35 protein-coding genes and 1 pseudogene are annotated in these 23,181 nt (G+C 62.1%); 24 read left to right on the top strand and 12 right to left on the bottom strand.

Annotated features, from left to right (window positions below):
- Positions 1 to 4: 4 nt before the first annotated feature.
- The 11 genes from AC13D8_RS01230 to AC13D8_RS01180 all read right to left on the bottom strand — a co-directional run bounded on the left by AC13D8_RS01230 (position 5) and on the right by AC13D8_RS01180 (position 7,663).
- The gene (locus AC13D8_RS01230) at positions 5 to 172 is read right to left on the bottom strand and encodes a hypothetical protein (RefSeq protein ID WP_008282832.1); all 168 of its coding nucleotides are present in this window, start codon (positions 170 to 172) and stop codon (positions 5 to 7) included.
- Positions 172 to 1,674 carry an apolipoprotein N-acyltransferase gene (gene lnt, locus AC13D8_RS01225; protein WP_482967286.1) on the bottom strand — a complete coding sequence of 501 codons (1,503 nt, stop codon included), beginning with the start codon at positions 1,672 to 1,674 and terminating at the stop codon, positions 172 to 174. The genes AC13D8_RS01230 and lnt overlap by 1 nt, the downstream gene beginning before the upstream one ends.
- A 65-nt stretch (positions 1,675 to 1,739) precedes the next feature.
- Complete coding sequence (lspA, locus tag AC13D8_RS01220; RefSeq protein WP_482967285.1) at positions 1,740 to 2,234, bottom strand: signal peptidase II; 495 nt, start codon at positions 2,232 to 2,234, stop codon at positions 1,740 to 1,742.
- Positions 2,215 to 3,000: a ZIP family metal transporter gene (locus tag AC13D8_RS01215; protein ID WP_482967284.1), complete on the bottom strand. Its 786-nt coding sequence runs from the start codon at positions 2,998 to 3,000 to the stop codon at positions 2,215 to 2,217. The genes lspA and AC13D8_RS01215 overlap by 20 nt, the downstream gene beginning before the upstream one ends.
- A gap of 22 nt (positions 3,001 to 3,022) precedes the next feature.
- Positions 3,023 to 3,481, bottom strand: a complete 459-nt coding sequence (locus AC13D8_RS01210) for a DUF411 domain-containing protein (RefSeq protein WP_482967283.1) — start codon at positions 3,479 to 3,481, stop codon at positions 3,023 to 3,025.
- Positions 3,482 to 3,484: 3 nt separating this feature from the next.
- Positions 3,485 to 4,858: a peptidoglycan DD-metalloendopeptidase family protein gene (locus AC13D8_RS01205; RefSeq protein ID WP_482967282.1), complete on the bottom strand. Its 1,374-nt coding sequence runs from the start codon at positions 4,856 to 4,858 to the stop codon at positions 3,485 to 3,487.
- Positions 4,855 to 5,481 carry an SCO family protein gene (locus tag AC13D8_RS01200; protein WP_482967281.1) on the bottom strand — a complete coding sequence of 209 codons (627 nt, stop codon included), beginning with the start codon at positions 5,479 to 5,481 and terminating at the stop codon, positions 4,855 to 4,857. Before AC13D8_RS01200 ends, AC13D8_RS01205 begins: the two co-directional genes overlap by 4 nt.
- Positions 5,481 to 5,948: a copper chaperone PCu(A)C gene (locus tag AC13D8_RS01195; RefSeq protein ID WP_482967280.1), complete on the bottom strand. Its 468-nt coding sequence runs from the start codon at positions 5,946 to 5,948 to the stop codon at positions 5,481 to 5,483. Before AC13D8_RS01195 ends, AC13D8_RS01200 begins: the two co-directional genes overlap by 1 nt.
- A gap of 28 nt (positions 5,949 to 5,976) precedes the next feature.
- Entirely contained in the window at positions 5,977 to 6,636 is a 660-nt protein-coding gene (locus tag AC13D8_RS01190) for a DsbA family protein (protein ID WP_482967279.1), read from the bottom strand.
- A complete protein-coding gene (locus AC13D8_RS01185) occupies positions 6,633 to 7,055 on the bottom strand; it encodes a disulfide bond formation protein B (RefSeq protein ID WP_482967278.1) in 423 nt (140 codons plus the stop codon). The genes AC13D8_RS01190 and AC13D8_RS01185 overlap by 4 nt, the downstream gene beginning before the upstream one ends.
- A gap of 5 nt (positions 7,056 to 7,060) precedes the next feature.
- Positions 7,061 to 7,663 carry an SCO family protein gene (locus AC13D8_RS01180; RefSeq protein WP_482967277.1) on the bottom strand — a complete coding sequence of 201 codons (603 nt, stop codon included), beginning with the start codon at positions 7,661 to 7,663 and terminating at the stop codon, positions 7,061 to 7,063.
- Between the two features lie 178 nt (positions 7,664 to 7,841).
- Here AC13D8_RS01180 and AC13D8_RS01175 point away from each other — a divergent pair, with 178 nt between their 5' ends.
- The 5 genes from AC13D8_RS01175 (at position 7,842) to AC13D8_RS01155 (ending at position 11,226) form a co-directional block, all read left to right on the top strand.
- Positions 7,842 to 8,270 carry a MerR family transcriptional regulator gene (locus tag AC13D8_RS01175; RefSeq protein ID WP_482967276.1) on the top strand — a complete coding sequence of 143 codons (429 nt, stop codon included), beginning with the start codon at positions 7,842 to 7,844 and terminating at the stop codon, positions 8,268 to 8,270.
- A gap of 1 nt (position 8,271) precedes the next feature.
- A complete protein-coding gene (locus tag AC13D8_RS01170; protein ID WP_482967275.1) occupies positions 8,272 to 8,598 on the top strand; it encodes a YnfA family protein in 327 nt (108 codons plus the stop codon).
- 77 nt (positions 8,599 to 8,675) lie between these two features.
- The gene (locus AC13D8_RS01165; protein WP_482967274.1) at positions 8,676 to 9,410 is read left to right on the top strand and encodes a cytochrome c biogenesis CcdA family protein; all 735 of its coding nucleotides are present in this window, start codon (positions 8,676 to 8,678) and stop codon (positions 9,408 to 9,410) included.
- 93 nt (positions 9,411 to 9,503) lie between these two features.
- Positions 9,504 to 10,274 carry a transglutaminase-like domain-containing protein gene (locus AC13D8_RS01160; RefSeq protein WP_482967273.1) on the top strand — a complete coding sequence of 257 codons (771 nt, stop codon included), beginning with the start codon at positions 9,504 to 9,506 and terminating at the stop codon, positions 10,272 to 10,274.
- The gene (locus tag AC13D8_RS01155) at positions 10,264 to 11,226 is read left to right on the top strand and encodes a cation diffusion facilitator family transporter (RefSeq protein ID WP_482967272.1); all 963 of its coding nucleotides are present in this window, start codon (positions 10,264 to 10,266) and stop codon (positions 11,224 to 11,226) included. Before AC13D8_RS01160 ends, AC13D8_RS01155 begins: the two co-directional genes overlap by 11 nt.
- Positions 11,227 to 11,641: 415 nt before the next feature.
- Here AC13D8_RS01155 and AC13D8_RS01150 read toward each other — a convergent pair whose 3' ends face one another.
- Positions 11,642 to 12,064: a MerR family transcriptional regulator gene (locus tag AC13D8_RS01150; protein ID WP_482967271.1), complete on the bottom strand. Its 423-nt coding sequence runs from the start codon at positions 12,062 to 12,064 to the stop codon at positions 11,642 to 11,644.
- A 76-nt stretch (positions 12,065 to 12,140) separates the two neighbouring features.
- Here AC13D8_RS01150 and AC13D8_RS01145 point away from each other — a divergent pair, with 76 nt between their 5' ends.
- The 19 genes and pseudogenes from AC13D8_RS01145 to AC13D8_RS01055 all read left to right on the top strand — a co-directional run.
- The gene (locus AC13D8_RS01145; protein WP_482967270.1) at positions 12,141 to 12,530 is read left to right on the top strand and encodes a mercuric transporter MerT family protein; all 390 of its coding nucleotides are present in this window, start codon (positions 12,141 to 12,143) and stop codon (positions 12,528 to 12,530) included.
- An 18-nt stretch (positions 12,531 to 12,548) separates the two neighbouring features.
- The gene (locus tag AC13D8_RS01140; RefSeq protein WP_482967269.1) at positions 12,549 to 12,854 is read left to right on the top strand and encodes a cation transporter; all 306 of its coding nucleotides are present in this window, start codon (positions 12,549 to 12,551) and stop codon (positions 12,852 to 12,854) included.
- 4 nt (positions 12,855 to 12,858) lie between these two features.
- Positions 12,859 to 13,092 carry a mercury resistance system transport protein MerF gene (gene merF, locus AC13D8_RS01135; protein ID WP_482967268.1) on the top strand — a complete coding sequence of 78 codons (234 nt, stop codon included), beginning with the start codon at positions 12,859 to 12,861 and terminating at the stop codon, positions 13,090 to 13,092.
- Positions 13,093 to 13,096: 4 nt separating this feature from the next.
- Complete coding sequence (merA, locus tag AC13D8_RS01130; RefSeq protein WP_482967267.1) at positions 13,097 to 14,521, top strand: mercury(II) reductase; 1,425 nt, start codon at positions 13,097 to 13,099, stop codon at positions 14,519 to 14,521.
- Positions 14,522 to 14,608: 87 nt separating this feature from the next.
- Positions 14,609 to 14,953 (top strand): hypothetical protein, encoded by a 345-nt coding sequence (locus AC13D8_RS01125; RefSeq protein WP_482967266.1) that lies wholly within the window; start codon positions 14,609 to 14,611, stop codon positions 14,951 to 14,953.
- A gap of 135 nt (positions 14,954 to 15,088) precedes the next feature.
- Positions 15,089 to 16,537 carry a multicopper oxidase family protein gene (locus AC13D8_RS01120; RefSeq protein ID WP_482967265.1) on the top strand — a complete coding sequence of 483 codons (1,449 nt, stop codon included), beginning with the start codon at positions 15,089 to 15,091 and terminating at the stop codon, positions 16,535 to 16,537.
- A gap of 10 nt (positions 16,538 to 16,547) precedes the next feature.
- Positions 16,548 to 17,483 carry a hypothetical protein gene (locus AC13D8_RS01115; RefSeq protein WP_482967264.1) on the top strand — a complete coding sequence of 312 codons (936 nt, stop codon included), beginning with the start codon at positions 16,548 to 16,550 and terminating at the stop codon, positions 17,481 to 17,483.
- A 16-nt stretch (positions 17,484 to 17,499) separates the two neighbouring features.
- The gene (locus AC13D8_RS01110) at positions 17,500 to 17,976 is read left to right on the top strand and encodes a DUF411 domain-containing protein (protein WP_482967263.1); all 477 of its coding nucleotides are present in this window, start codon (positions 17,500 to 17,502) and stop codon (positions 17,974 to 17,976) included.
- A gap of 48 nt (positions 17,977 to 18,024) precedes the next feature.
- Positions 18,025 to 18,201 (top strand): hypothetical protein, encoded by a 177-nt coding sequence (locus AC13D8_RS01105; protein WP_482967262.1) that lies wholly within the window; start codon positions 18,025 to 18,027, stop codon positions 18,199 to 18,201.
- Positions 18,198 to 18,677: a c-type cytochrome gene (locus AC13D8_RS01100; protein WP_482967261.1), complete on the top strand. Its 480-nt coding sequence runs from the start codon at positions 18,198 to 18,200 to the stop codon at positions 18,675 to 18,677. Before AC13D8_RS01105 ends, AC13D8_RS01100 begins: the two co-directional genes overlap by 4 nt.
- Positions 18,674 to 19,246 (top strand): DsbE family thiol:disulfide interchange protein, encoded by a 573-nt coding sequence (locus AC13D8_RS01095; protein WP_482967260.1) that lies wholly within the window; start codon positions 18,674 to 18,676, stop codon positions 19,244 to 19,246. The genes AC13D8_RS01100 and AC13D8_RS01095 overlap by 4 nt, the downstream gene beginning before the upstream one ends.
- Before the next feature lie 113 nt (positions 19,247 to 19,359).
- Positions 19,360 to 19,773, top strand: a complete 414-nt coding sequence (locus tag AC13D8_RS01090) for a TlpA family protein disulfide reductase (RefSeq protein ID WP_482967259.1) — start codon at positions 19,360 to 19,362, stop codon at positions 19,771 to 19,773.
- Positions 19,770 to 20,042: a hypothetical protein gene (locus AC13D8_RS01085; protein WP_482967258.1), complete on the top strand. Its 273-nt coding sequence runs from the start codon at positions 19,770 to 19,772 to the stop codon at positions 20,040 to 20,042. The genes AC13D8_RS01090 and AC13D8_RS01085 overlap by 4 nt, the downstream gene beginning before the upstream one ends.
- Before the next feature lie 28 nt (positions 20,043 to 20,070).
- Entirely contained in the window at positions 20,071 to 20,373 is a 303-nt protein-coding gene (locus tag AC13D8_RS01080) for a hypothetical protein (RefSeq protein WP_482967257.1), read from the top strand.
- A 63-nt stretch (positions 20,374 to 20,436) separates the two neighbouring features.
- A complete protein-coding gene (locus AC13D8_RS01075; RefSeq protein ID WP_482967256.1) occupies positions 20,437 to 21,093 on the top strand; it encodes an SCO family protein in 657 nt (218 codons plus the stop codon).
- Positions 21,090 to 21,530, top strand: a complete 441-nt coding sequence (locus tag AC13D8_RS01070; protein WP_482967255.1) for a copper chaperone PCu(A)C — start codon at positions 21,090 to 21,092, stop codon at positions 21,528 to 21,530. Before AC13D8_RS01075 ends, AC13D8_RS01070 begins: the two co-directional genes overlap by 4 nt.
- Positions 21,527 to 22,129 (top strand): TlpA family protein disulfide reductase, encoded by a 603-nt coding sequence (locus tag AC13D8_RS01065; RefSeq protein ID WP_482967254.1) that lies wholly within the window; start codon positions 21,527 to 21,529, stop codon positions 22,127 to 22,129. The genes AC13D8_RS01070 and AC13D8_RS01065 overlap by 4 nt, the downstream gene beginning before the upstream one ends.
- Positions 22,126 to 22,626: a hypothetical protein gene (locus AC13D8_RS01060; RefSeq protein WP_482967253.1), complete on the top strand. Its 501-nt coding sequence runs from the start codon at positions 22,126 to 22,128 to the stop codon at positions 22,624 to 22,626. Before AC13D8_RS01065 ends, AC13D8_RS01060 begins: the two co-directional genes overlap by 4 nt.
- Positions 22,619 to 23,035: pseudogene (locus AC13D8_RS01055) on the top strand (cytochrome c biogenesis CcdA family protein); the annotation flags it as partial. The gene AC13D8_RS01060 and the pseudogene AC13D8_RS01055, both read left to right, overlap by 8 nt.
- Positions 23,036 to 23,181: the final 146 nt, after the last annotated feature.

The raw sequence follows: 23,181 nt of genomic DNA, 5'->3' as shown, positions 1-23,181 counted from the left end.
AATCTCAAGACGTGATGCGCAAGAGGATCACCGAGGCGAAAAAAGCGAGTAGGCCAAAAGCAATACCGAAGCTTGTCGCGTATTGAAGTATATCCAGGCGGTTCCCTTTCCGCCGTTGCGCCAGATAGCCACCCCAGAGCGCCCCTCCGACAAAGCCTGCGAGCACCAGCATCACGATTCCTCCGATCTTGAATTTTCTGAATTGGGACCTCGACTTGCCAATCCGACAGCAAAGGCCAGGGCCCAGACCGCACAGATGAGCGCCAGCGATGTCCAATCACCGAAACGTGCGTAAGGTGTGGGCGCAAGCGCTGTCGGCAGGCTGGCATCTATGACTCCAGTTTGTCCGGTCTCGAGGCGCGCGATGATCTCTCCCTTGGCGTCGATGATCGCGGAAATCCCGGTGTTGGCCGCCCGGACTACAGGAAGCCCTTCTTCGACCGCGCGCATGCGCGCGGAAGCGAGGTGCTGCTCGGGTCCGAAGCTGGTGCCGAACCAGGCATCATTTGTGGCGTTGAAAATCCAGTCGGGGCGAAAAAGGTCATCGACTACTTGGCCCGGAAAAATGATCTCGTAACAGATCGCCACCGCGACCAGAGGCGCACCCGGGATCGCCAGCGTACGTGGCCCTGGTCCTGGCGTGAAATCGCCCAAACCTTCGGTCAGCCGCTCGATCGGCAGCCAGCCTCTCAGGGGCACATACTCCCCGAACGGAACAAGATGATGTTTTGCATATCCCGTCAGAATTTCGCCGCTGCCGTCATAGGCCTGAACCGTGTTGAAATATCGGGTTTCCCCATCGCCCTCTACGCGGTCAGGCGCACCTGTCAAAAGGATCCTGCCGTCTGGCAGAACCGTGGATAACCGCCTACGCGCCAAGGCATCCTCGTCCAGAAAACCGGGAAAGGCCGTTTCCGGCCACAGCAGCAGGTCGAAGCGTCCAGGTTGCGCCGACAAGCCCAAGTATTTTTCCAGCGTTCGCTCGCGGCTGCCCGGTGCCCACTTCTCGACTTGCGGCACATTGCCTTGGACGATGCGCAAAGCGCTATCCGTCGGAGGCACATCCGTCCCTAAACGCAGCGCGCCGCCACCCCAGAGGCCCATCACCGCAGCGGCGAAGAGCACGAGAACAGGCACGCGTCTGTTTGGTGCCGCCACAATCAACACACCGGGCAACAGCCCGATAAAGACCGTGAGAAAACTTAGCCCATAGCTTCCGACCCAGGCGGCGGGTTGGCGCAGGGCGGCATGTTCGACAAGGGCATAAGCGGCAAGGTTCCAGGGAAACCCCGTCAGGACATGACCACGCAGCCATTCTGCGGCAACCCAGCAGGTTGCAAGCAGAAGACCTGCCGTAATGCCGCCGACAGCACGGCGCTGCATGATGGTGGCAAATAACATCGCCGCAATAGCTGGGAAAATGGCCAGTCCGGCGGACAGTCCCGCGACTGCCGGGATCGCAAGGGCACCGAAACGTTCGGAATCGACGTAAAAGCTCTCGGCGATCCAGGAAACTCCAAACCCAAACTGGCCCATTCCAAAGACCCAGCCGATGAAGAAGGCAGGCGCTGTCGAAACCTGCCGGAGCATGAGAAAAAGTGCTGAGAAGGCGACCGGAACAACGATGAGCCATGAGAATGGTGGAAGGGCTAAAACCGTTAAACCGCCCGCCATAAAGCTAATCCCTGATCGCAGGGAAATGTAACGGCCACGACCCGTCAGTGGTCGCAAGCCCGTCATCATGTGCCAGTCTGAAACTTGGCGCTCAACCAAGGGGCTATGAGCAGTAGGCCCACGCCGCCGACCACGAAAACATCCGCCATGTTGAAGGCGGGCCAATGCGTGGATCCGGCGTAGAAATCGAGGAAGTCCGTCACACCCCGAAACCGGATGCGGTCGAGGACGTTGCCGAGCGCGCCACCGATAATCGCACCATAGGCGATAGCCTCAACCGGGTTGGCAGTGCGCACCAACATGACGGTCAACCAGCCACAGACAGCGAGGGCCAACACTGTAAGGCTCCACCATGGCGCTCCACCAAGTAATCCGAATGTCACGCCATCGTTGCGCAGGTAGATGAGATTGAAACCGGGAAAGACCGGAATTCCGGCGCTCAAATCTGCCGCATTGGCGACGACAATTGCTTTTGTCACCTGATCGACAAGAAAAGCAGTTCCAGCCGCAATGAAACCTTGGAAATGGGACTGTTTCATCTCATCCTCCCAGCCATACATCGAGGAACAACATGATCACGAGGCCAACTGCGAGACCGAGTGTCGCCCTGTTTTGATGGCCGGAACGGTGGGTTTCGGGAATGATTTCGTGGCTGATGACGTAGAGCATCGCCCCGGCGGCGAAGGCGAGGCCCCATGGCAACAGCGGCTGCGAGATGCTGATGATCCCAGCCCCAAGAAGCCCGCCTACCGGCTCGACAAGACCTGTCAGGGCGGCAATCCCCCACGCACGGCGCCTGGAATACCCCTCACCAAGCAATGAAACCGCTACGGCGAGACCCTCGGGAGCGTTTTGCAGCCCGATGCCAATCGCAAGCGGCAAGCCACCAGAGAAACCGTCAGCCCCAAACCCGACACCAACGGCGAGTCCCTCGGGGAAATTGTGGATCGTGATCGCAATGATGAAGAGCCAGACGCGGCGCAGCGAAGCGGCGTCGGGGCCTTCCCGCCCCGTCTTGAAATGCTCATGCGGCAGCCGTTCGTTCATCAGAGCGACCGCGCCCATGCCAAGCAGGATCGCAACACAAACGATGGCCGCAGGGAGAGCACCTTTGTCGAACTGTCCTTCGGCTGCGTCGAGAGCCGGGATGATCAGCGAGAAAAACGAAGCAGCGAGCATGACACCCGCTGCGAAGCCAAGCAGCAGATCGCGCGTAGCCCGGGAGGGGATGCGCCCGAAAAGAACGGGGATCGCCCCGACCGCGGTCAGCGATCCGGCGGCCAGGCTTCCAAGAAAGCCAAGGGTAATTGGGGCGAAGGGTTCCAAGCGCTGAGGTCTCGCCGATACGTCAATCAGCGGCCGAATAGCTGCTAAAGATCTCGGTCGATCCATCGCCGCGGACCAGGAAGACGTCATAAGCCTCACGATCATCCTCCGGTCCCATGCCCGGCGAGCCATAGGGCATTCCCGGCACCGCCAGCCCCACTGCATCTGGACGCTCATCCAACAAACGCTGAATGTCTGATGCCGGTACATGACCTTCGATCACGTAGCCGTCGACCAAAGCCGTATGGCAGGAGACCATGCGCTGAGGCACGCCATTGTCGAGTTTGAAGCGCACAAGAGATCCCCCGAACATGTCCTCGCCTGTCGGCGCGAATCCGCTTTCCTCGAGGTGCTTCATCCAGGACAGACAACAGCCGCAGCCGTTTGTCTTCCGGACGTCAATCTGGATCGAATCTGCGACAGCTTGCGCCGCGGGAAACAAGGCCAGCGTGACTGCAAGGGCGGGAGCCAGTCTTTTCATGGATTAAAGCCTTTCGGTTGTTGTTTGCACAAATTCGCTGGTGAGCCTCTCGGCCAGTAGCGAGCGTGCCTCAGCCAATCGCTCAAGTGCAGCCGTGTCATCCGCATCTCGCTCAGCCGCCTCTGCCAGTCGGTCGTCTGAGAGAGGATCGGTCGGGCGACCATCGACCAGAACCTCATAATGCAGATTTGGGCCGGTCGCGGTGCCGGTTGCACCGACGCGACCGATCATGTCTCCGGCCATCACGCGCTGCCCTTGTTCGAGTGTGTCCGGCACCTCGCTGAGATGTGCGTATCGTGTCAGGGTGTCGGATCCATGCGCTATCTCCACCACCCGGCCATATCCACCACGACGTCCGATGAAGCTCACGCGTCCGGGTGCCGTCGCTTTCACCGGCGTACCGCTTGCCGCAGCAAAGTCGACGCCGGTGTGCATGCGCACATTCCCATAGACTGGGTGTGTGCGACGGCCGAAGACGGAACTCAGCCGCGCTCCTTCCACCGGTTGGGCAAAGACACGCAGGACCTCTCCATCAACATAGATCGTCGCTTTACCGCTGCCGTCATCCGGCCAGACGATCTCGTAGACCGTTTCACCAAGATTCAGTGCGGCAAAGGCAAGTTCGGGCTGACCGATCCTCTCGTTTCCGTCGCGCGCTTCGCGCCAAAGAAGACGCATCGTCTCGCCACCGGAAAGTTCGTGTCGAAAATCCACTGTGCCGCCCAGCATCTGCGCCATGTCGACCGCAAAGCGAGCAGGGATGCCCGCCTTGTCCAAAGCCGCGAAGACAGAGCTTTCGATCACTGCCTCGCCCGCGAACGTCACCATTTCAGGGTCTGGCTCCAACACGCGTGTGACAGGTTCTTGACCAAAGACCGTTTCGATCCGCACCCCATCGTCAACTGCCAGTTCCACGCGGCTCGGATTTCCGTCCACCTTTGAGATCACAGTGATCTCATGGCCCGGGCGCAATCGGCGCAGGTCATATTCTGCACCAAGCGCGAGCGCGATTTCGGCACGCGCAGGCGCAGCGATGCCCGCGTTCGCCAGGACCGCATCCAGCGTCTCGCCCGACGCGATCTCACGCGACCAGGTGATCAAAGGCGGTTCAATCTCGGGCAAGGCGGTTTCTGCGAAGACAGATTGCAAGAGCGGCAGAGGTCGCATTGGGCTAGCATTGTCGGCGTGAAATGCGGCGGGCGGTGTCACATCGTAGTCGGCGATCTGAGGCATCGAGAGCGGATCGGGAGTCCAGAGGGTCGCTTCAGCAATCGCAGGAGGCACTGGCTCTTTAGAAAGAACGCCAGAAATGGCGATGGCGGTCACCGAGAAAGCGCCTGCGACCACAGCGCTCGCCAAAATAATTCTAATCTTCATGTTACCCCCTCTACGTCTTCTTTCAGCGCACGCCGGATCTTCGGCACTGCGAATTCTCTTGGCTCGTGATAGTCGATCATGGTGACGAGTTCACCCTTGGCATCGAACAGGAATACGCTTGCCGTATGGTTCATTGTATAGTCGCCGCCTTCGGCCGGGACGCGCTCATACGAGGCACGAAATCCTTCTGCAGCGCGGGCAACCTGGTTTGCCGGCCCAGTCCAGCCGCGAATAGCCGGATGAAAATAGCCGACATATTCGGCCATGGCCTCGACCGTGTCCCGCTCCGGATCGACTGTGATGAAGACCACGTTCATCTGCGCGGCTTCGTCTCCGAGATCTTCAAGCCAGCCTGAGATATCCGATAACGTCGTGGGGCAGACATCTGGGCAGTATGTGAACCCGAAAAACACCATGGTCGGGCGTCCGATCAGGGTTTCTGGGCCCACTTCATTGCCTTCGTGATCGGTCAGTCGGAAATCCATCGCCGACAGGGGGAGAGGCCTTTGCCCGGCAGGTTTTGGTGCACCGGGACCATCCGCCCGCCACCAGCCGACGCCGAGCATCAGAGCGACAGCGCCTACACCGGCTGCACCGTATTGGACCACATGCCGACGCTGCATCAGCTCTCCGGCCCGCGCGCGGCGATCCCCAGAATTGGGACATCGACAGTGACTTCACCACCGTCTGAGAACGTCAGTGTCAGCGGGAAGGTCTCGCCTTCGATCATCGGGTTTTGCAGCTTCATGAGCATGGCGTGCAGTCCGCCCGGTTCCAATGCTACGCTTTGGCCCGGTTCAATCGTGATCTCGTCAGCAGGCGCCATAGAACTGACGCCGTCGGCGTTGGTTTTCGTCTCATGGATCTGGGGCATCACGGCCAGTGGTGTTGTAAGCCCGGTCAGCGTGACCGTGTCTTCACCGGTGTTGTGCACAGTCATATAGGCGGCACCAGGGCGGTTGACGCCGATCGAAGCACGGGACCACGCGTTTTCGACGACCACATCCTCCGAACCGGCAAATGCCGGAGCCGACATGGCCGAGAGCAGCAAGACAAGGGTCAAACCATTGATATAAGGTAGCTTGTTCATGAAGAATTCTCCTGTATCTAGCCGGGCGTCAACTTTGGCTGGCCGCAACTTCCGCCGCCACCAGTCGCCGCAGTTTGGCCTCACCGAACGGGTCTAACGGCTTGGCGTTGACGAAGAACGTGGGCGTTTGTCGCACGCCGACCGCTTCGACATCAGCGCGGTCCTGATTGAGCACTGCCACGACACCGGGGGCCAGCATCTGTGTTCGAGCAGCTTCGACATCCAGACCACCGCTTGCGGCAATCTCAAGGATCAAACCCGGTGCCGGAGTGCCATGGGACGCCCATCGCGGCTGCTCGCGCAGGACCGCTTCCAGTACGGGTTCGAACACATCCTGCATCCGCGCAGCTTCGAGAACACGGATCGCTTCCACCGAAGCGTCCCCGTGAAAGGCAGTGTATCGAATGACGACACGGACCGCATCACCGTGCTCAGCCATGATCTCTTTGACCACGGGATAGAATGCGCGGCATGCCTCGCAAGCTGGATCGAAAAACTCGACAATCGTGACAGGTGCCGTTTCGGGGCCGAGGATCGGGGAATAGGGCCGGATCAGCACATCGTTCACTTCGGGCGCGACAGGGACTGCCTCTGCCATGGGTTGGGGGCGGGTGGCATACCAGGCCGCGCCGCCAAAACCTGCGACACCAACAGCCAGAACGGATAGAATGAGGCCGCGTCGATTCATATTTGTTTTTCCTTCAGTGAAAGGGCCGAAAGCATCCCGATCATCGTGAAGGCGACAAGCGCCATCAGCGGAATCGGAATGCCGAAGACCACCTGGTTGTCGTCGGTACAAGAGGGGCCGGTCGCCGTGCAGGGCTGGATCGCCTCGGGGATCAGCCCGACATAGAGGCCGATGTGATACAACGCCACTGCCGCCCCCCCAAGCGCCAGCGCAACGCCATAGCGCCCCACGCGGGGATCCTGCCACCACAGCCCGAGCCCAAGAACGATAGCCAGGGGGAACATGAAGGCGCGCTGGAACCAGCAAAGGACGCAAGGCGTTTGACCAAGCACCTCGCCAATAAAGAGCACGGCAAGCGATGAGACAAGCGCAATGATCCAAGCAAGAACAAGGGCCGTTTCTCCGGAAAGTCGGGTCATGGCGATCAGATCCTCTCTCTCAGATCCGCAAGGATCTCTTCGGCGGGTGTGCCGTAGGGCCAAGAATCGGCGAAGCCCGCCTGCGGATCAAAAAGAAACAGGTGCGATGTGTGCCCCATTGTATAGCCATCCGGCGCGCTGGCCTCGTCGATCCGTTCGAAGTAGATCGGAAAGGTTTCAGCGGTCTCTGCGATCTGATCGGATGTTCCGGTCAGACCGATGATGCCTGCGTCAAAGCGCGGCACAAAGTCTGCAAGAGCCATTGGCGTATCCCGTTCGGGATCAATCGAGATGAAGATCGGCTGCACTTTTGCGGCATCCTCGCCAAGGCCATCCATGACAGCCGCCACCTCTGCAAGCGTCGTCGGGCATATGTCGGGACAATTGGCGAAGCCAAAGAATACAAGCATCCAGCGGCCCGCAAAATCTTCCTCTGTTTGGATCATGCCGCGATGATCGGTCAGTTCGAAGTCCGCAAAAAACGGTGGTTCATTCTCGGCGCGGGCAAGGTCGGAACGGTAGTCGGACCACAGCAACAGCCAGATGAAAACGAACGCCGCCACGCCCGCAAACACCCATAGTACTTTCTGAAGACCTGAAAGCTTCACGCCGCTCCGCCCGAATTTGATTCTATATTTTGGGCGCGTTTACACCCTCTAGCCACTGTAGGTTCAAGACCTATTATGGACGGAAGAGCGATGTTCACCGATCTGTGAGATGCCAGGCGGAACTTGTGCTAAAAAACGCTTAAAGCTACACGGGCTGTAGATAGTTTGGAGAGGTGATATGCTGACAATCGGCACTTTGGCAAAAAAGACCGGGACGAAGGTGCAGACGATCCGCTATTACGAGCAGATCGGGCTCTTGCCCGAGCCGGGGCGATCGGCTGGCGGTCAGCGGCGCTATGGCGATAGCGAGCTTGACCGCTTGTCTTTCGTCCGGCATGCGCGGCAACTCGGGTTCTCGCTGGACGCGATCCGTGAGCTTCTCGATCTGAGCGATCATCCAGAAAAGTCTTGCGCGGAGGCCGATGCCATCGCTCGCCGACAACTCAAGCAGGTTGAGCAACGTATGGCCCGACTTGAAGCCCTTCGGACGGAATTGCAGAGGATGGTGCATGAATGCAGCGGCGGTCACACCGCCGATTGCCGGGTGCTGGAGGTGCTGCGTGACCATTCCGAATGCCTGACGGACCACGACGAGATCGGCGCCTGAGATGCCGGCAGCACTCGCCTATCCGCTCGCGGCATTGGCCGAGATCGCCGGATGCTTCGCCATCTGGGCATGGTGGCGCCTCGGCGCGTCCGCCCTTTGGCTCGTGCCCGGTGTGGCGGCGCTGGTGGCGTTCGGCTGGCTTCTGGCGCAGGTCGACACCGTGGCTGCGGGACGCGCCTTTGCGGCCTACGGTGGGATTTATATTGCCGCGTCCATTCTTTGGATGTGGCTTGCGGAAGGACACCGGCCGGACAGGTGGGACCTGCTCGGGACCACTGTATGCTTGTTGGGTGCCGCCATCATCCTCGCGGCACCCCGCGGAGCGTAAAAACGGCATTGCTCCTACAGTAGCTTTAGCTTTTACAAAGGTGCGCGTTTCACAGGCTAAAGCAAGGCAGGAATTGAATGTTTGAAATCTCAGGTGTTGGAGTCGTCGCGGCCTTTCTGGGTGGTGCTATATCCTTTCTGTCGCCTTGCGTCCTTCCTCTGGCACCTGGCTACGTCTCCTACATCGCGGGACAGCCCGCCGCGATATCCGGGGAGGAGCGCAGCATTAGCGAACGTGCGCGCAGCGTGGTCCTGAGCTTGTGGTTCGTGCTCGGATTTTCGACAGTCTTCGTGGCGCTCGGGGCCGGGGCAAGTCTACTTGGCGGGATGCTCTTGCGCTGGAAATACGAACTCGGTCTTGCCGGTGGTGCTTTGATCGTTCTCTTCGGACTTGTCATGATGGGGGCGATTAAGATCCCTGCCATGATGCGTGACACAAGGCCCGACGTAAAAGTCGACGGCGGCAGCACGGTCGGGGCCTACCTTTTGGGCCTTGCCTTTGCCTTTGGCTGGACGCCCTGCATTGGCCCTGTGCTCGGGTCGATCCTCGCGGTGAGCGCGACGTCTGGAGCGGACGGGATGGCCCTGCTGGCCATCTACTCCGCAGGGCTTGGACTGCCGTTTCTGATCATAGCGCTCTTCACCAACGAGATTGCAGGCAGGCTAAAGCGGATCAGTGCGGCTGGTCGATGGCTCTATCGTATATCGGGCGGACTGATGGTGCTGATGGGTATCGGCGTGATGACAGGTCAAATCAGCCGCCTTGCCTTCTGGCTGCTCGAAACTTTCCCAGTCCTTGGCATGATCGGATAGAATTATGATCGAAAGTAACATTTGAGAAAAGGCTTGTCTCTCTAGTCACTGTAGAGACTAAGACTCCTCGTGAACGATTCGAGGAGAGACCCTGTGGCACCCACCGATTCCTATTTAACCGCAACAAGACTGCTGGATTTTGACTCGCCCTCAATCTCAAACCTGGTACGAGATCGTGGCTGGTATGACCTTGCCCGTGTCGACCGGATTGGCGCGGTTTATGACTTTGTCCGAAACGAGATTGCGTTCGGCTACAACCGCGTCGACGACATTCCCGCCTCTGCGGTGCTGACCGTCGGCTACGGGCAGTGCAACACGAAAGGGACGCTTCTCATGGCACTGCTGCGCAGCGTAGGCATCCGCTGCCGGCTGCACGGCTTCACCATCCACAAGGCCCTGCAGCGTGGCGTGGTGCCCGAATTGGTCTACCCCCTCGCACCGTCCGAAATTCTGCACTCGTGGGTTGAAGTCGAAACCGATGAGGGCTGGATTAATCTGGAAGGATTTATTCTGGACGCGCCCTTCCTGCAGTCGCTTCAGAAGGAATTCAGCGAAACAGAAAGCCTTTGCGGCTACGGCGCCGGAACGGATTGTCTGAGTGCGCCACCAGTCAGTTGGAGCGGCGGCAGCACTTATACTCAGAAAACCGGCATCGTTCGTGATTTCGGAACCTTTGATACGCCCGACGACTTTTATGAGAAATATAGCCAGAACTTCGGATTTGCGCGTGACTTTCTCTATCGCCACGTCATCCGTCACTGGATGAATGCCCGGGGTCGCCGCATCCGTCGTGGAGTCTTGCCGCGGGTCTCTGGACTCAGTCGGCCGAACCACAGCCATGAGGAGAAGAACCGTGCCGCATGATCACGGCCACGCTCACATCGATCCTGAATCTGGTGATCGTAGGGTCTCCATCGCCATCTGGGCCAACGGCCTTCTGACCGTCGCGCAGATCGTCGGCGGCATCCTTTCCGGCAGCCTCGCGCTGATCGCGGATGCCCTGCACAATTTTTCGGACATGGCGTCGCTGGTGATCGCCTTTGCCGCCCGGAAAATTTCGCGGCGACCCGCGGACGAGCGCATGACCTTCGGCTATGGACGGGTTGAAATCGTCGCAGCACTCATCAACTACACGACCCTGATCCTGATCGGCTTCTACCTGATCTACGAAGGTGGCATGCGCATGATCGACCCTCCCGAGGTCGCTGGCTGGACGGTGGTGATGCTGGGCGGTGTGGCCCTGGTCGTCGACACGCTGACGGCGCTGCTTACCTATTCCATGCAGAAAGGCAGCGTGAACATCCGCGCGCTCTTCCTGCACAACCTGTCGGACGCTTTGGCCTCCGTGGCAGTCATTATTGGCGGGTCCCTGATCATCCTCTACGACATGCGATGGGTCGATCCAGCAATCACCATCGGCATTGCCCTATACATCCTCTATCTGGCTTTGACCGAGATCGGCGGTCCGATCCGAACACTGATGCTCGGCAGTCCTCCCGACATCGAAAATCAAGCCGTCGTTGAGGCGATGCGGAGTGTCGATGGTGTCGCGGACGTTCATCACGTGCATCTGTGGCAGATGCAGGAGCACAAGGCGGCGCTGGACTGCCACGTGGTGCTGACAGCGGGCGGCTGGGGGGAAATCGAAAAGATCAAGGCAGCGATCAAGGACTGGCTGAAGGAGGACTTCAACATCGGCCATTCCAGCCTTGAGTTCGAGCACGAAGACCGTGCACACGAAAACGCCGACCTCTACGGTCACGGCAAGCCGGAAGAAGAGGAGAACCATGTTCACCGGGATCATGAAAGGTCATGACGACGTGATCGGCGTCGCCTGCGAGTGAAAGCTCAGCGAAAGCGACCTGAAACGGATGCACGGCCTGCTTCAAGAGCGCCTGCAGGAGACACGCAAGCCTGGCCTGGTCCTCGAACTCACGAGGTTCGATGCCTTCAAGGTTCCGTCTGCTTTTGAGCCGGTCCAGAACTGCTGAGAGCCCGAATGCGTCCTATCCGCCACACAGATTTAGGCAGAACCAATTTTAGGGCAATTCGAGACTCATATGACGATCGAGATGGGCACCATTGAGGGTGACTGTGACAAGGGCGAAGTGAACGGCACGGCTGACGCGTTCTCGGTCATCTTGAGGATCGAGGCCTGACTGGACTGAGTCCGGCTGCGGCCCGATTTTTGTAGGAGACTGAAGGGATGAGACAAGTCTCGCATCGCGGCTTCAACGGTCCAGCGATCCGATCGTGTCGAGAACCGGACAGTCGGGGACGTCGTCACCGGAGCACCTGCCGGCGGTCTCGGCGAGAACTGATTCAATGCGCCTGAGGTCTGCGATCTTCGCACGCACATCAGCAAGGTGGCGCTCTGTTCTCTCCTTGACCTCGGCGCAAGTCGGCGCGGCTCCGTCCTCCAGCCCCAAAAGCCCGCGAATGTCTTCCATGGAGAACCCGAGTTCCCGGGCACGCAGGATGAAGCGCAGGCGTGTGGTGTGCGCGGTGGCATAGATCCGGTAGCCGGCATTGGTCCGGGGTGGGTCGGGCAGCAGGCGGGTTTTCTCGTAATAGCGGATCGTTTCGATGTTGCAGCCGGTCGCCCGGGCCAAGCCGCCGCGTGTGAGGCCGCTCTCGCGTTCGTGATCAGTCATGGGCACGTTTCCTCTTGAGCCTGTAGTTACTACAGACCCTACACCTCTTCTTAATCACAAGCGAGAGGTGCGCGACATGGCGCTGACAGACGACAGAACGGACAGCACGGGCGCGGATCGCCCGACCCGAAAAGGCTGGCTCGCGGCGGGCGGGGTGGTGGGCGCCTTTCTCGCCTCTGCCTGCTGCGTCGGGCCGCTGGTGCTGCTGACCCTCGGCATCTCGGGGGCCTGGATCGGCAACCTGACGGCGTTGGAGCCCTTCAAGCCGATCTTCGCTGTCATTGCGCTTGGCTTCATCGCGGCGGGTTTCTGGCAGGTCTATTTCCGCAAGCCGAATGTCTGCGAACCCGGTTCCTACTGCGCAAGGCCAGCATCGGCGCGCATCACCAAGACCGCACTCTGGGCCTCGCTCGTTCTCGTTGTCGCTGCACTCTCCATCGACTGGTGGGCCCCGCTTCTCTACTGATCCCGAAAGGACACCCTCATGAAGAAGATCCTTGCCCTTGTTCTGTTCGGCCTGACCGCCGTCGCGCCGATCACGGCCATCCCTGTTGCCGCGCAGACCGTCGCCGCCGAGCGGACCGTCACCTTCGCGGTCGACAACATGACCTGCGCGCTCTGCCCAGTGACGGTGAAGCGCGCGATGGAAGGCGTCGATGGCGTGCGCACCGTCGAGATCGACTTCGAGGCCCACACCGCCACGGTGATCTTCGATACCGCCACGACCAGCTCCGACGCCATCGCGGCAGCCTCGGCCAATGCAGGCTACCCGGCGCGCATCGCGGGCTGACGGGATGACCGAGCAGTCCGACCGCAAGCTGATCGCGACAGGGATCGTAGGCACCGTCATCGCGGCGCTCTGCTGCTTCACGCCGGTGCTCGTGGTGCTTCTGGGCGCCATGGGCCTGTCGGCCTGGCTGGGTTGGCTCGACTACGTTCTGCTGCCCGCGCTCGCGTTTTTCGTCGCACTGACCGTGTACGCGGTCTGGAGACGGCAGCGGCGACTGAACACTCGAACGGATGGATGATGTGATGAAAGACGATTGCTGCGCGCCCAAGGGCGATTTCGACCTTGCCGTGATCGGCGCCGGATCGGCCGGCTTCTCGGCCGCGATCACCGCCGCGGAAGGAGGAAAGCGCGTCGCGCTCATCGGGCATGGCACCATCGGCGGCACCTGCGTGAACGTGGGTTGCGTACCCTCCAAGACGATGATCCGCTCAGCCGAGGCAGTGCACGGCGCGCGGGCGGCATCCCGGTTTCCTGGCCTCGTCGGCGAAGCGAAGGTCGCCGACTGGACCGCTCTCGTCGCGGCCAAGGACGATCTGGTCGCGACGCTGCGCCAGAAGAAGTACGCCGACCTGTTGCCGGGCTACGATGGCGTGACCTATATCGACGAGGGTCCGGCGCGGCTCGTCCCCGGCGGGGTCGAGGTCGGCGGGCGCAGGATCATGGTTCCCAAGGTCATCGTCGCCACCGGCAGCCGACCCGCCGCGCCCGATATCCCCGGTATCCCGGACGTCCCAACGCTCGACAGCACATCGGTTCTGGAGCTGGACCGGTTGCCCGAAAGCCTGATCTTCCTCGGCGGCGGCTATATCGGCGTGGAGCTGGCACAGATGATGGCGCGGATGGGCACGCGGGTTACCATCGTCTGCCGCTCGCGCCTGTTGCCGCGCACCGAGCCGGAGGTGGGGCAGGCGCTCACCAAGGTCTTGCGCGCCGAGAGTGTCACGGTTCTTGACGGCGCAACCTATCACGCCGCGCGGCGCGACGGGGACCGTGCGGTGCTGACCGTGACGGTGAATGGCGCGGAGCGTGAACTGACGGCCAACCGCCTCGTCCTGACGACAGGGCGCGCGCCCAACACCGAGGGGCTGGGCCTAGCCGAAATTGGCGTCGAGACCGACGCACGCGGTGCGATCCGGGTTGGCGTCGACATGCAGACCACGAAGCCCGGCATCTTTTCAGCGGGTGATGTCACGGATCGCGACCAGTTCGTCTACATGGCCGCCTACGGCGCGAAGCTTGCCGCCCGCAACGCCGTGTTGGGCGGGGCGGAGCGCTACGACAATTCAGCGATGCCCTGGGTGGTGTTCACTGATCCGCAGGTCGCGGGGGTCGGGCTTACCGAGACGCAGGCCCGCGCGGCGGGTCATGACGTCAAGACCAGCGTGCTCGCGCTCGAGAACGTCCCCCGTGCGCTCGCCGCCCGCGACACGCGCGGGCTGATCAAGCTGGTCGCGGACCGGGCGAGCGACCGGCTTCTCGGCGGCGTGATCATGGCACCGGAGGGGGCCGACACTGTCCAAACGCTCGTGATGGCGCTCAAGTTCGGCATGACGACAAAGGCCCTCGCCGAGACGATCTTCCCCTATCTCACCACGGTCGAGGGATTGAAGCTCGCCGCGCAAACCTTCGACAAGGATGTCGCGAAGCTGTCGTGTTGCGCGGGGTGAGACCGATTTGCGTTGTGGGACTCGATCGTGGACGTTGGCACCGGATCGTGAATGGACATTGGATAGACCCGGAAATATATACGTAGTATGCGGAAATTCGCTTCACTCATTGCTGTCGTGTTTCTTGCGGTGTTCGCCGAGAGCACGGTCGTGCATGCGGTGAGTGCGAACGCGATGGCGTTGGACATGGCGACGTCTGCAGATGGCGCAATGTCGATGCCCGATTGCCAGGGCTGCCCCGAGGACGGCGACAGCGACTCGACTGCAAGTTGCGACCTGATTTGCACGGCACCGGTCTCCGCCATGGTAAAAGGGATGGCTGCTGCGCAATTTGCAATCGCCATTCCGATGCAGGAATGGCCTCTCGGCATGACGCTCCCGCGCGGGCTAAAAGCGCCTCCAGACCCTTTCCCACCCCGAACCCTCATCTGATCCGACGGTTGGCGGGCGCCAAAAGGGCGCGCTGCTCACTGTCTGCCCGCGACTGATGCGTTGACTGACGCATAGAGACGCGCAGTTCTCGCGCCAATGGCGCGCCCAACGGCAAGATTCAGATGAGACAGACACATGAAATCGACATTCACGCTGGCGCTGTCGCGCCGCGGCTTTCTGGCCGGGAGCGCTGCGGCCGGTGCAGCAGCTTCCCTGCGCCCGGCCTGGGCGGACACTCCGAAACACTACACCCTGCGCGCCGCCCCGGGACGGGCGCGGCTTGTTCCCGAACCCTGGGGCGAAACTGACATCTGGTGCTATGGCGGCGCTGTTCCGGGCCCCGAGATCCGGGTGCGGCAGGGCGACCGGCTGCGCATCGCGGTCGCGAACGCGCTGGACGATGACACAACCGTGCACTGGCACGGGCTGCGGGTGCCCAACGCCATGGACGGCGTGCCGCATCTGACTCAGGCCCCGATCGCGCCGGGCGAGACCTTTACCTACGCGTTCGATGCCATCGATGCCGGTACCTTCTGGTATCACCCACACCAGCGCAGCTTCGAGCAGGTCGGGCGCGGGCTTTACGGTGCGTTGATCATCGAAGAGGTAAACCCGCCGCGCGTGGACCGCGAGATGGTCTGGGTGCTCGACGACTGGCGGCTGACCCAGGAGGCCGGGATTGCCGAAGACTTCGGCGGGTTCCACGATATGAGCCACGGCGGACGACTGGGGAATACTGTCACGATCAATGGCCGCGTGCCGGATGCTGTGCCGGTGCGGGCGGGCGAACGCGTACGCCTGCGTCTGATCAATGCCGCCAATGCCCGCATCTTCGCGCTGGATTTCGGCGATCTGGCACCGCAGGTCATCGCGCTCGACGGCCAGCCAGTCACACCGCATGCGTCGCAGGACGCGCGCGGATGGGTGGTGATCGGCCCGGCGATGCGGGTCGATCTGATGATCGACATGACGGGCGCGCCGGGCGAGACCCTGACGATCACCGACCGGTTCTTCGCTGACCGGAATTTCGAAGTGGTCGATCTGGCCTATTCCGAGACGCCCCTGCGCGATGCGCCGCCCGACTGGGACATGGCGCTGGCCCCCAACCCGCTGCCCGAACCCGACATCACCCGCGCGCGCCGTCACGACGTGACCTTCACCGGCGGCATGATGGGCGGGATGGTCGAGCGCGAGATGGGCCTTTCCGGTAGCAGCGGCATGATGGGCGGCGGGATGATGAGCCGGATGCACGACGGCGGCATCTGGTTGGTCAACGGCGTCGCGGCGGAGGGGCATATCCTCGACCCGATGCTGGTACTGGAACGCGATATCTCTCACGTCATCGCCATGACCAACGCCACCGCGTTCCACCACCCGATCCACCTGCACGGGCATTCCTTCCGCGTGATCAGCCGCAACGGCGTGCCGACGGCGCATCGTGAATGGCAGGACACGGTGCTCATGGCCCCGCGTGAACGTGTCGAGATCGCGTTCGTCGCCGACAATCCGGGCGACTGGATGTTCCATTGCCACATCCTCGAGCACCAGGCGGGCGGGATGATGGGTGTGATCCGTGTGGCGTGAGGAGAAAGCAATGCTGAATGTAAGCTCAGAAAACACACGGACGTTCAGCCGGCGCGGCGTCCTTGCCATACTTGGCGGTGTGGCCGCCGCCGGGCTGTTACCAACGCCGCGGGCCCGGGCCGGGGGCGCGTCAAGCTCTGCGCTGGCTTTCGACGGCACGGCACTTGTCGTTGCGGGCGAGCAGGTGTGGCGGTTTGATCCGTTCGGCGATGCAACCCTTCTGCCCGCACCGCGCAGATCGATCCGGGCGCTGGCCTGTCACCCAGATCGGGCGGGGCGGCTTCTCGCGTCGCTGGACGGCGGCGGGCTGGACCGGTCCGACGATGGGGGCCGAACATGGGCCGCGGCCTCGGGCGATTTGCCGCTTGCGCAGGTCACCGCGCTCGCGATTGCGGCGGGGGCACCGGACACGATCTATGCGGCGCTCGCGGGCGACGGGCTGTGGCGCAGCGAGGATGCGGGCAACAGTTGGTCTTTCGTCATGGACCGCCCCTGGATCGCCGAGGCCGAGCGCGAGATTCTGACCCTCGCTTCGGTCAATCTCGCCAGTGGCATGGGCGGTATCTGGATCTATGCGGGGACCGACCAGGGCGTTACCCGCGTGCCTGACTGTTTCTGCCGCTGGCAGGACGTGGTGGAAGGAGACGCGATGGATGCGCTGGTCGCAGGTAGGCCCTCCGTGCCAGAGGCCCCGTTGCCAAAGGGCGAACCCATCACCGCGCTGGTCTCGGCCCATGCCACGCCGGAACGGCTCTACGCGGCGCTGCCTTCGGGGCTTTGGGCCTCCACGGATGGCGGCGTGGCCTGGGAGAACAGGTCCAGCCTGCACGCACAGGCGCTTGCCGTTGATCCGGCAGACCCCGACCACATCGCCGCCACCTACGCGACCAAACTGAAACACAGCCGGGACGGGGGCACCGCTTGGGCCACCCTCGCTGCGCTCTGAGAAAGGAACACCGATCATGAAAATGGTACTTGCCGTCACCCTGGGGATCACGGGCGCGGCCACGACCGCCTATGTCGAGACCAATCGCGAGACCCCGTCACCGGTTATCGCATCCGCCGCCGCGCAGGGCGCGGAACCGGTCACCATCTGGCGCAGCCCTGGCTGCGGCTGCTGCGACGCCTATGCCGAATACCTACGCGCCGAGGGCTTCGCGGTCAACGTGATCGACGACCGGAATTTCGACCAAAGGTCCGTCGAGATGGGCGTGCCCGAGCGGGGTATCGGATGTCACCTCGCCATGATCGACGGCTACGTGGTCAGCGGCCTTGTCCCGTCGGAGATCATTGAACGGTTGCTGGAGGAACGTCCCAACATCACCGGCATCACTCTGCCGGGCATGCCCGGTAACGCGCCGGGCATGGCACCAGCGAAAACCGGAACCCTGCGCACCTATGCCTTCGGGCCGGACGGCGTGGCCGTCTACTCCGATTAATGACCGGCACGCTGCCGGTCCCACCACAACTGACACAAGGAGACTGACATGAACGGACCTGTAGACGGCCCCGGAACGGGCTTCATCGGCGACTGCATGGGCCAGATGATGGGGGGCCCCATGATGGGCATGATGATGGGCGGAGGCCTTGTCATGCTGCTGTTTGTCGCGGTGCTCGTCCTCGCGGTGGCGGCGCTGGTCAAGTATCTGCGGCAGCCTGCATGACCCGCCCCGCTCTCTTCGCGGCTGGTCTCGTTGTGGCGCTTGGCTCGACGGTCTGGGTCGTCGCGGCCGACGCGCCGGGCGTTCCTGACGGACTGACCTCTCTCGGCGCGCCGGTGGCGACCGAACAGGTCGCCCTTGGGCAGGCCGTCTATGCGGACAACTGTGCGTCCTGTCATGGGGCCAACCTGGAGGGTGAACCTGACTGGAAGCGGCGCAAGGACAACGGACGAATGCCCGCACCGCCGCATGATGCGAGCGGCCATACCTGGCATCACCCCGATCGTCAGCTGTTCACCATCACCAAGCTCGGGGTCAACGCCGTCGTGCCCGGCTATGAGAGCGACATGCCGGGCTTCGAGGGGGTCCTGTCCGACGACGAGATCAGCGCCGTTCTGGCCTTTATCAAGAGCACCTGGCCCGAGCGCGCACGCGATTTTCAGAGCGAAGTGACAGCCAATGACGAGGGCGGATCATGAGCGTGCCGACGACACCACGAAGAAGCCGCGTTTCCCTGCTGATGGTGTTGCCCGTCGCGATCTTCGCCGGGCTTGGCGCCGCCTTTTACTGGGGGCTCTGGAACACGGACGACCGGCTGCCCTCGACCCTGATCGGCAAGCCGGTGCCGGAATTCGATCTGCCGCCTATCGAGGGGCGCAGCGACGGGTTGGCCACCACTGATCTGACGGGCGAAGTGTCCATCGTCAATGTCTGGGCGTCCTGGTGCGTGCCGTGCCGCGCCGAGAATCCGCTCTTGGTGGCGCTCTCCGAGACCGGCGAGGTGCCGATCTTTGGCATCAACTACAAGGACGCACCGGGCGCCGCGCTCGCGTTTCTTGACGAGCTGGGCGATCCCTTCACCCGTATCGGGGCGGACCGGAATGGCCGCGTTGCCATCGACTGGGGGGTCTACGGCGTACCCGAAACCTACGTGATCAATGCCGAGGGCCGCATCGCGATGAAACATGTGGGCCCATTCAACAGGCATATCCTGGAAACCGACATCATGCCCGTGGTCCGGGCGCTGCAAGCGGAGGCAACCCCATGAGACGCCGAGACTTCCTTGTCGCCACGGCTGCGACGGCATTGGCCACGCCGGTCGCCGCGGGCCCGGTAATGCCACTTCGGGACAGCCCGCGAGAGATGCCCTCGCCCCCCTTCGTGAACGGCGCCGGGCGCGACCTGATGCTCGATGATTTCCATGGCAAGGTTGTGCTGCTGAACATCTGGGCCACCTGGTGCGCGCCTTGCCGCGAGGAGATGCCGACGCTGGACACCCTCCAGGCCCGGCTTGGCGGGGAAGATTTCCACGTGCTGCCACTGTCCATCGACCGTGCGGGGATGCCGGTAGTCCGCAAGTTCTACGAAGAAATCGGGATCCGCCATCTTGGAATGTATCTGGCCGATCAGACCCGCGTGATGATGGCTTTCGCGGCCTACGGCTTGCCGACAACCATTCTGATTGACCGGCAGGGCCGCGAGCTTGGCCGTCTCGTTGGTCCGTCCGTGTGGGACAGCCCGGAAAATATCGCACTTTTTGAGACAATCATAGCAAAAGGAAAAGACACGCCATGACAAACATACCGCTTGTGCGTCGCCGCCAAGGTGCGCCCGCCCGCTGGCCCCTGAGCCGCCGCCAGACCGTGATCGCGGCGATGATCGTGGTTGGCGCGGGCCTCTGGCTCAACTGGGGCTGGCTTGCCGCGATCGGTGTGGCGCCCCTGATCCTGAGCCTCGCCCCCTGCGCCGTTATGTGCGCCACGGGATACTGCGTCATGTGCAAAAGCAAGGGCTGTGACGCAGCAAAGACTCCGGCCGATATGCCGGACACGACGAGGGACTGACCATTCAACACAACCCAAGGAGATGACCATGAAAACGACCAGGACACTGAGCCTCGCTGCCACGTTTGCAGCTCTTATCGCAGCCCCGATGGCATTTGCGCAGGACGACACGGCACCCGCGCCGATGGACGGGCAGATGATGCAAGGCGGCGGCATGATGGGGGATATGTCCGGCATGCAGAACATGATGGGCATGATGCAGATGATGCAGCGAATGGGCCCGATGATGGAGGCCTGCACCGAGATGATGCAACACATGGCCCATCACAGCCCCGAGCATGACATGCCGCCGGCCGGGACCGATGCGGACCCTGCACCGCAGGGCGGTTGAGCGAACGCTGCCCGGGCCACGGTCTTGGCGCGGGCGGTCCCACTTTTTGAAAGGCCGGATCACATGAACCAAACTTCGAACGGTTACGGCTTGAGCTGCATCCGTCGCGGTCTCTGGGCACTGACTGGCGTTGCCGCAGTCGCGCTCGGGGCCGCCTTCCTCTGGCAGGCACTGACCCGGCCAGACCTGCCCGCCCCCCGCGTCACCGGAGAGGCGGCGATCACCAATGCCTATACCCTGACCGATCATACCGGACAGATGGTGACGGCGGACAGCTTCGACGGCCAGTGGCAGCTGGTCTTCTTCGGCTTTACCCATTGCCCGGATATCTGCCCGACAACGCTGGCCTACATGGCGCAGGTGATGGATAAACTTGGGCCGGACGCCTCGCAGGTGACACCGATATTCATCACCGTGGACCCGGCCCGCGACACGCGCGACGTCATGGCCGCCTATGTCGGGGCCTTTCATCCCCGCATGGTAGGCCTGACCGGAACCGATGCGCAGGTCGCCGAAGCCGCGTGCAATTTTCGCGTCTGGTACGAGCGCGCCGAGGATACCACCGCACCTGACGGCTACACTATGGCCCATTCAGGACACATCTATGTAATGGCCCCCGACGGTCGTTTCGTCGATGTCTGGATGGAGGGCGACGCGCCCGCCGAGACCTTCGCCAATAATCTATCGACCCTCATTCAAACGACAGGATCATCATCGTGAAAACCATTGCTCTCGCCGCTGTATGCGCGGCGCTCCCGACTCTCGCAGCCGCCGATGTGAGTGTCACAGACCCGTGGGCCCGCGCCAGCATCCTGGCCAGCCGCCCCGGTGCCGCCTACCTGACGCTTGAAAGCGATATCGCGGACCGGCTCACGGCGCTTGAAACGCCGGCGGCGGGCCATGTGATGGTGCATGACACTGTAACGGATGCCGGCGGTGTCTCCCGCATGCACCATATCGATGTGCTGGATCTTGCCCCCGGCACCCCAGTCACCTTCGCCCCCGGCGGGATGCACCTGATGCTGATGGGGCTGACCGGGAAGCTGGAGGAGGGTCGTACCTTCCCCCTGACCTTGAGTTTCGAGCATGCCGGAGAGATCACGGTCGAGGTGCCGGTTCTGAGCGTTACCGCGACCGGGCCGAAGGGGGCGGAATGAAACATGTCCTTGTCTGTCTCGCACTTGTCCTGCCGCCAGTACCGGCAATGGCGCATCATCCGGGCGAACGGATCGACGAGGTGATGGCCGAGCGGGAACCTGCGTTCGAGCCGACCGACCTGCGGCGCACGCCGCGTCTGCGCGGGACCGATGCCGATGGCGGAGCCCTGCGGCTGGAAGCCCTGCGGGACCGGATCGTCGTGGTCACCTTCGCGCCCGAGGGCTGCGGCGCGCCGTGCGAGACCCAGCAGGCGCTGCTGCGCAAGGTCCAGGAGGGGGTAAACATCACCCCGATGCGCGAGTGGGTTACTTTCCTGACCGTTGGCCCCGCCACAGGGGTTGGCTGGGATCGAGCGAATTGGCATGCGATAACGTCGAAGGGAGACGCGGTCAAAACAAGGGCGAACTTTTCCGCGCTTTCTGATCGCAATGGCAGCACGCCAATGGTTCACATCATTGATCGAGGCGGGCGACATACTGCCATTTTCCACGGCACCGGGTTTGGCCACGTGAATCTCATCCTGTATCTTAGCGAGCTGGCTAACGCACCACCCCCGGAGTCTGGCTGGTTCGACAGCATCTTGGGAATATTCCAATGACGGCAGTCCCGTTCACCCATGTGGCGGAGACGCGCGATTGGCTGGACGCGCTGCGCCGGTATTTCGTCTCCTCCGCCATCGCGCACCTTATCTGGGAATTCGCGCATATGCCGCTCTACACGATCTGGCTGACCGGAACGCCCGGGGAAATCGTCTTTGCGGCGGTTCACTGCACGGGCGGTGACATCCTGATCACCCTCAGCACCTTCACGATCGCGCTCCTGCTGTTCGGCCGACCCACGTGGCCGCAGACGCAAGGGCCCCGTGTTCTCCTTGCTGCGCTGATTTTCGGTGTCGGCTACACGATCTTCAGCGAATGGCTGAACATCGAGATCCGTGAGGCTTGGGCTTACCGCGATCTTATGCCGGTCATTCCCGTGATCGATGCAGGGTTGAGCCCGATCCTGCAATGGGTGGTCATTCCGACTGCGGCCTATTCCTATGCTCTTGGTTGGTGGCCATGGCGACAGAGAACGCTGGAGGCGACGCATGACTGACCTCTCGCTCATCGGGATGACCGCGGCCCTTCTGGCAGGTGCGATATCCTTCGTCTCACCCTGTGTGCTGCCATTGGTGCCCGGCTATGTCTCCTATATCGCCGGGCGCTCGGTAGGCGGCGCGGTGGCACCCCGGCGCGGTCAGGTCGTCTGGCTCAGCCTCTGGTTCGTGCTGGGTTTTTCCACGATCTTCATGATCCTCGAAGCCTCGGCCACCGCGCCGGGGCAATCCTTGCTGCGCTGGCGGTATGAGCTCAACATCCTGGGCGGCGGCATCATCATCCTGTTCGGGCTGTTCATGCTGGGCGCGGCCCGCATCCAGGCAATGGAACGGGATTTCCGCTTTCGCCTCGACCTGCCCGGGGGGCGCCCCACGGGCTCTTACGTGCTTGGGCTCGCCTTCGGATTTTAGGAGCGAGATTATTGTAACGAAATGTATCCTTGATCTTTCGCGGCAATCGCGCTCTTTTACGACGATACGAGGCCACGGGGACCCATGCGTTTTTTCAGACTGACACGAATGGCACATATTCTGTCGCTCATCTTCCTGATGGG

The sequence above is a fragment of the Roseovarius sp. B-10 genome, from assembly GCF_056859295.1.
Note: the sequence above shows the minus strand (reverse complement) of the source record. Positions and strands in the feature narration are given on the sequence as shown.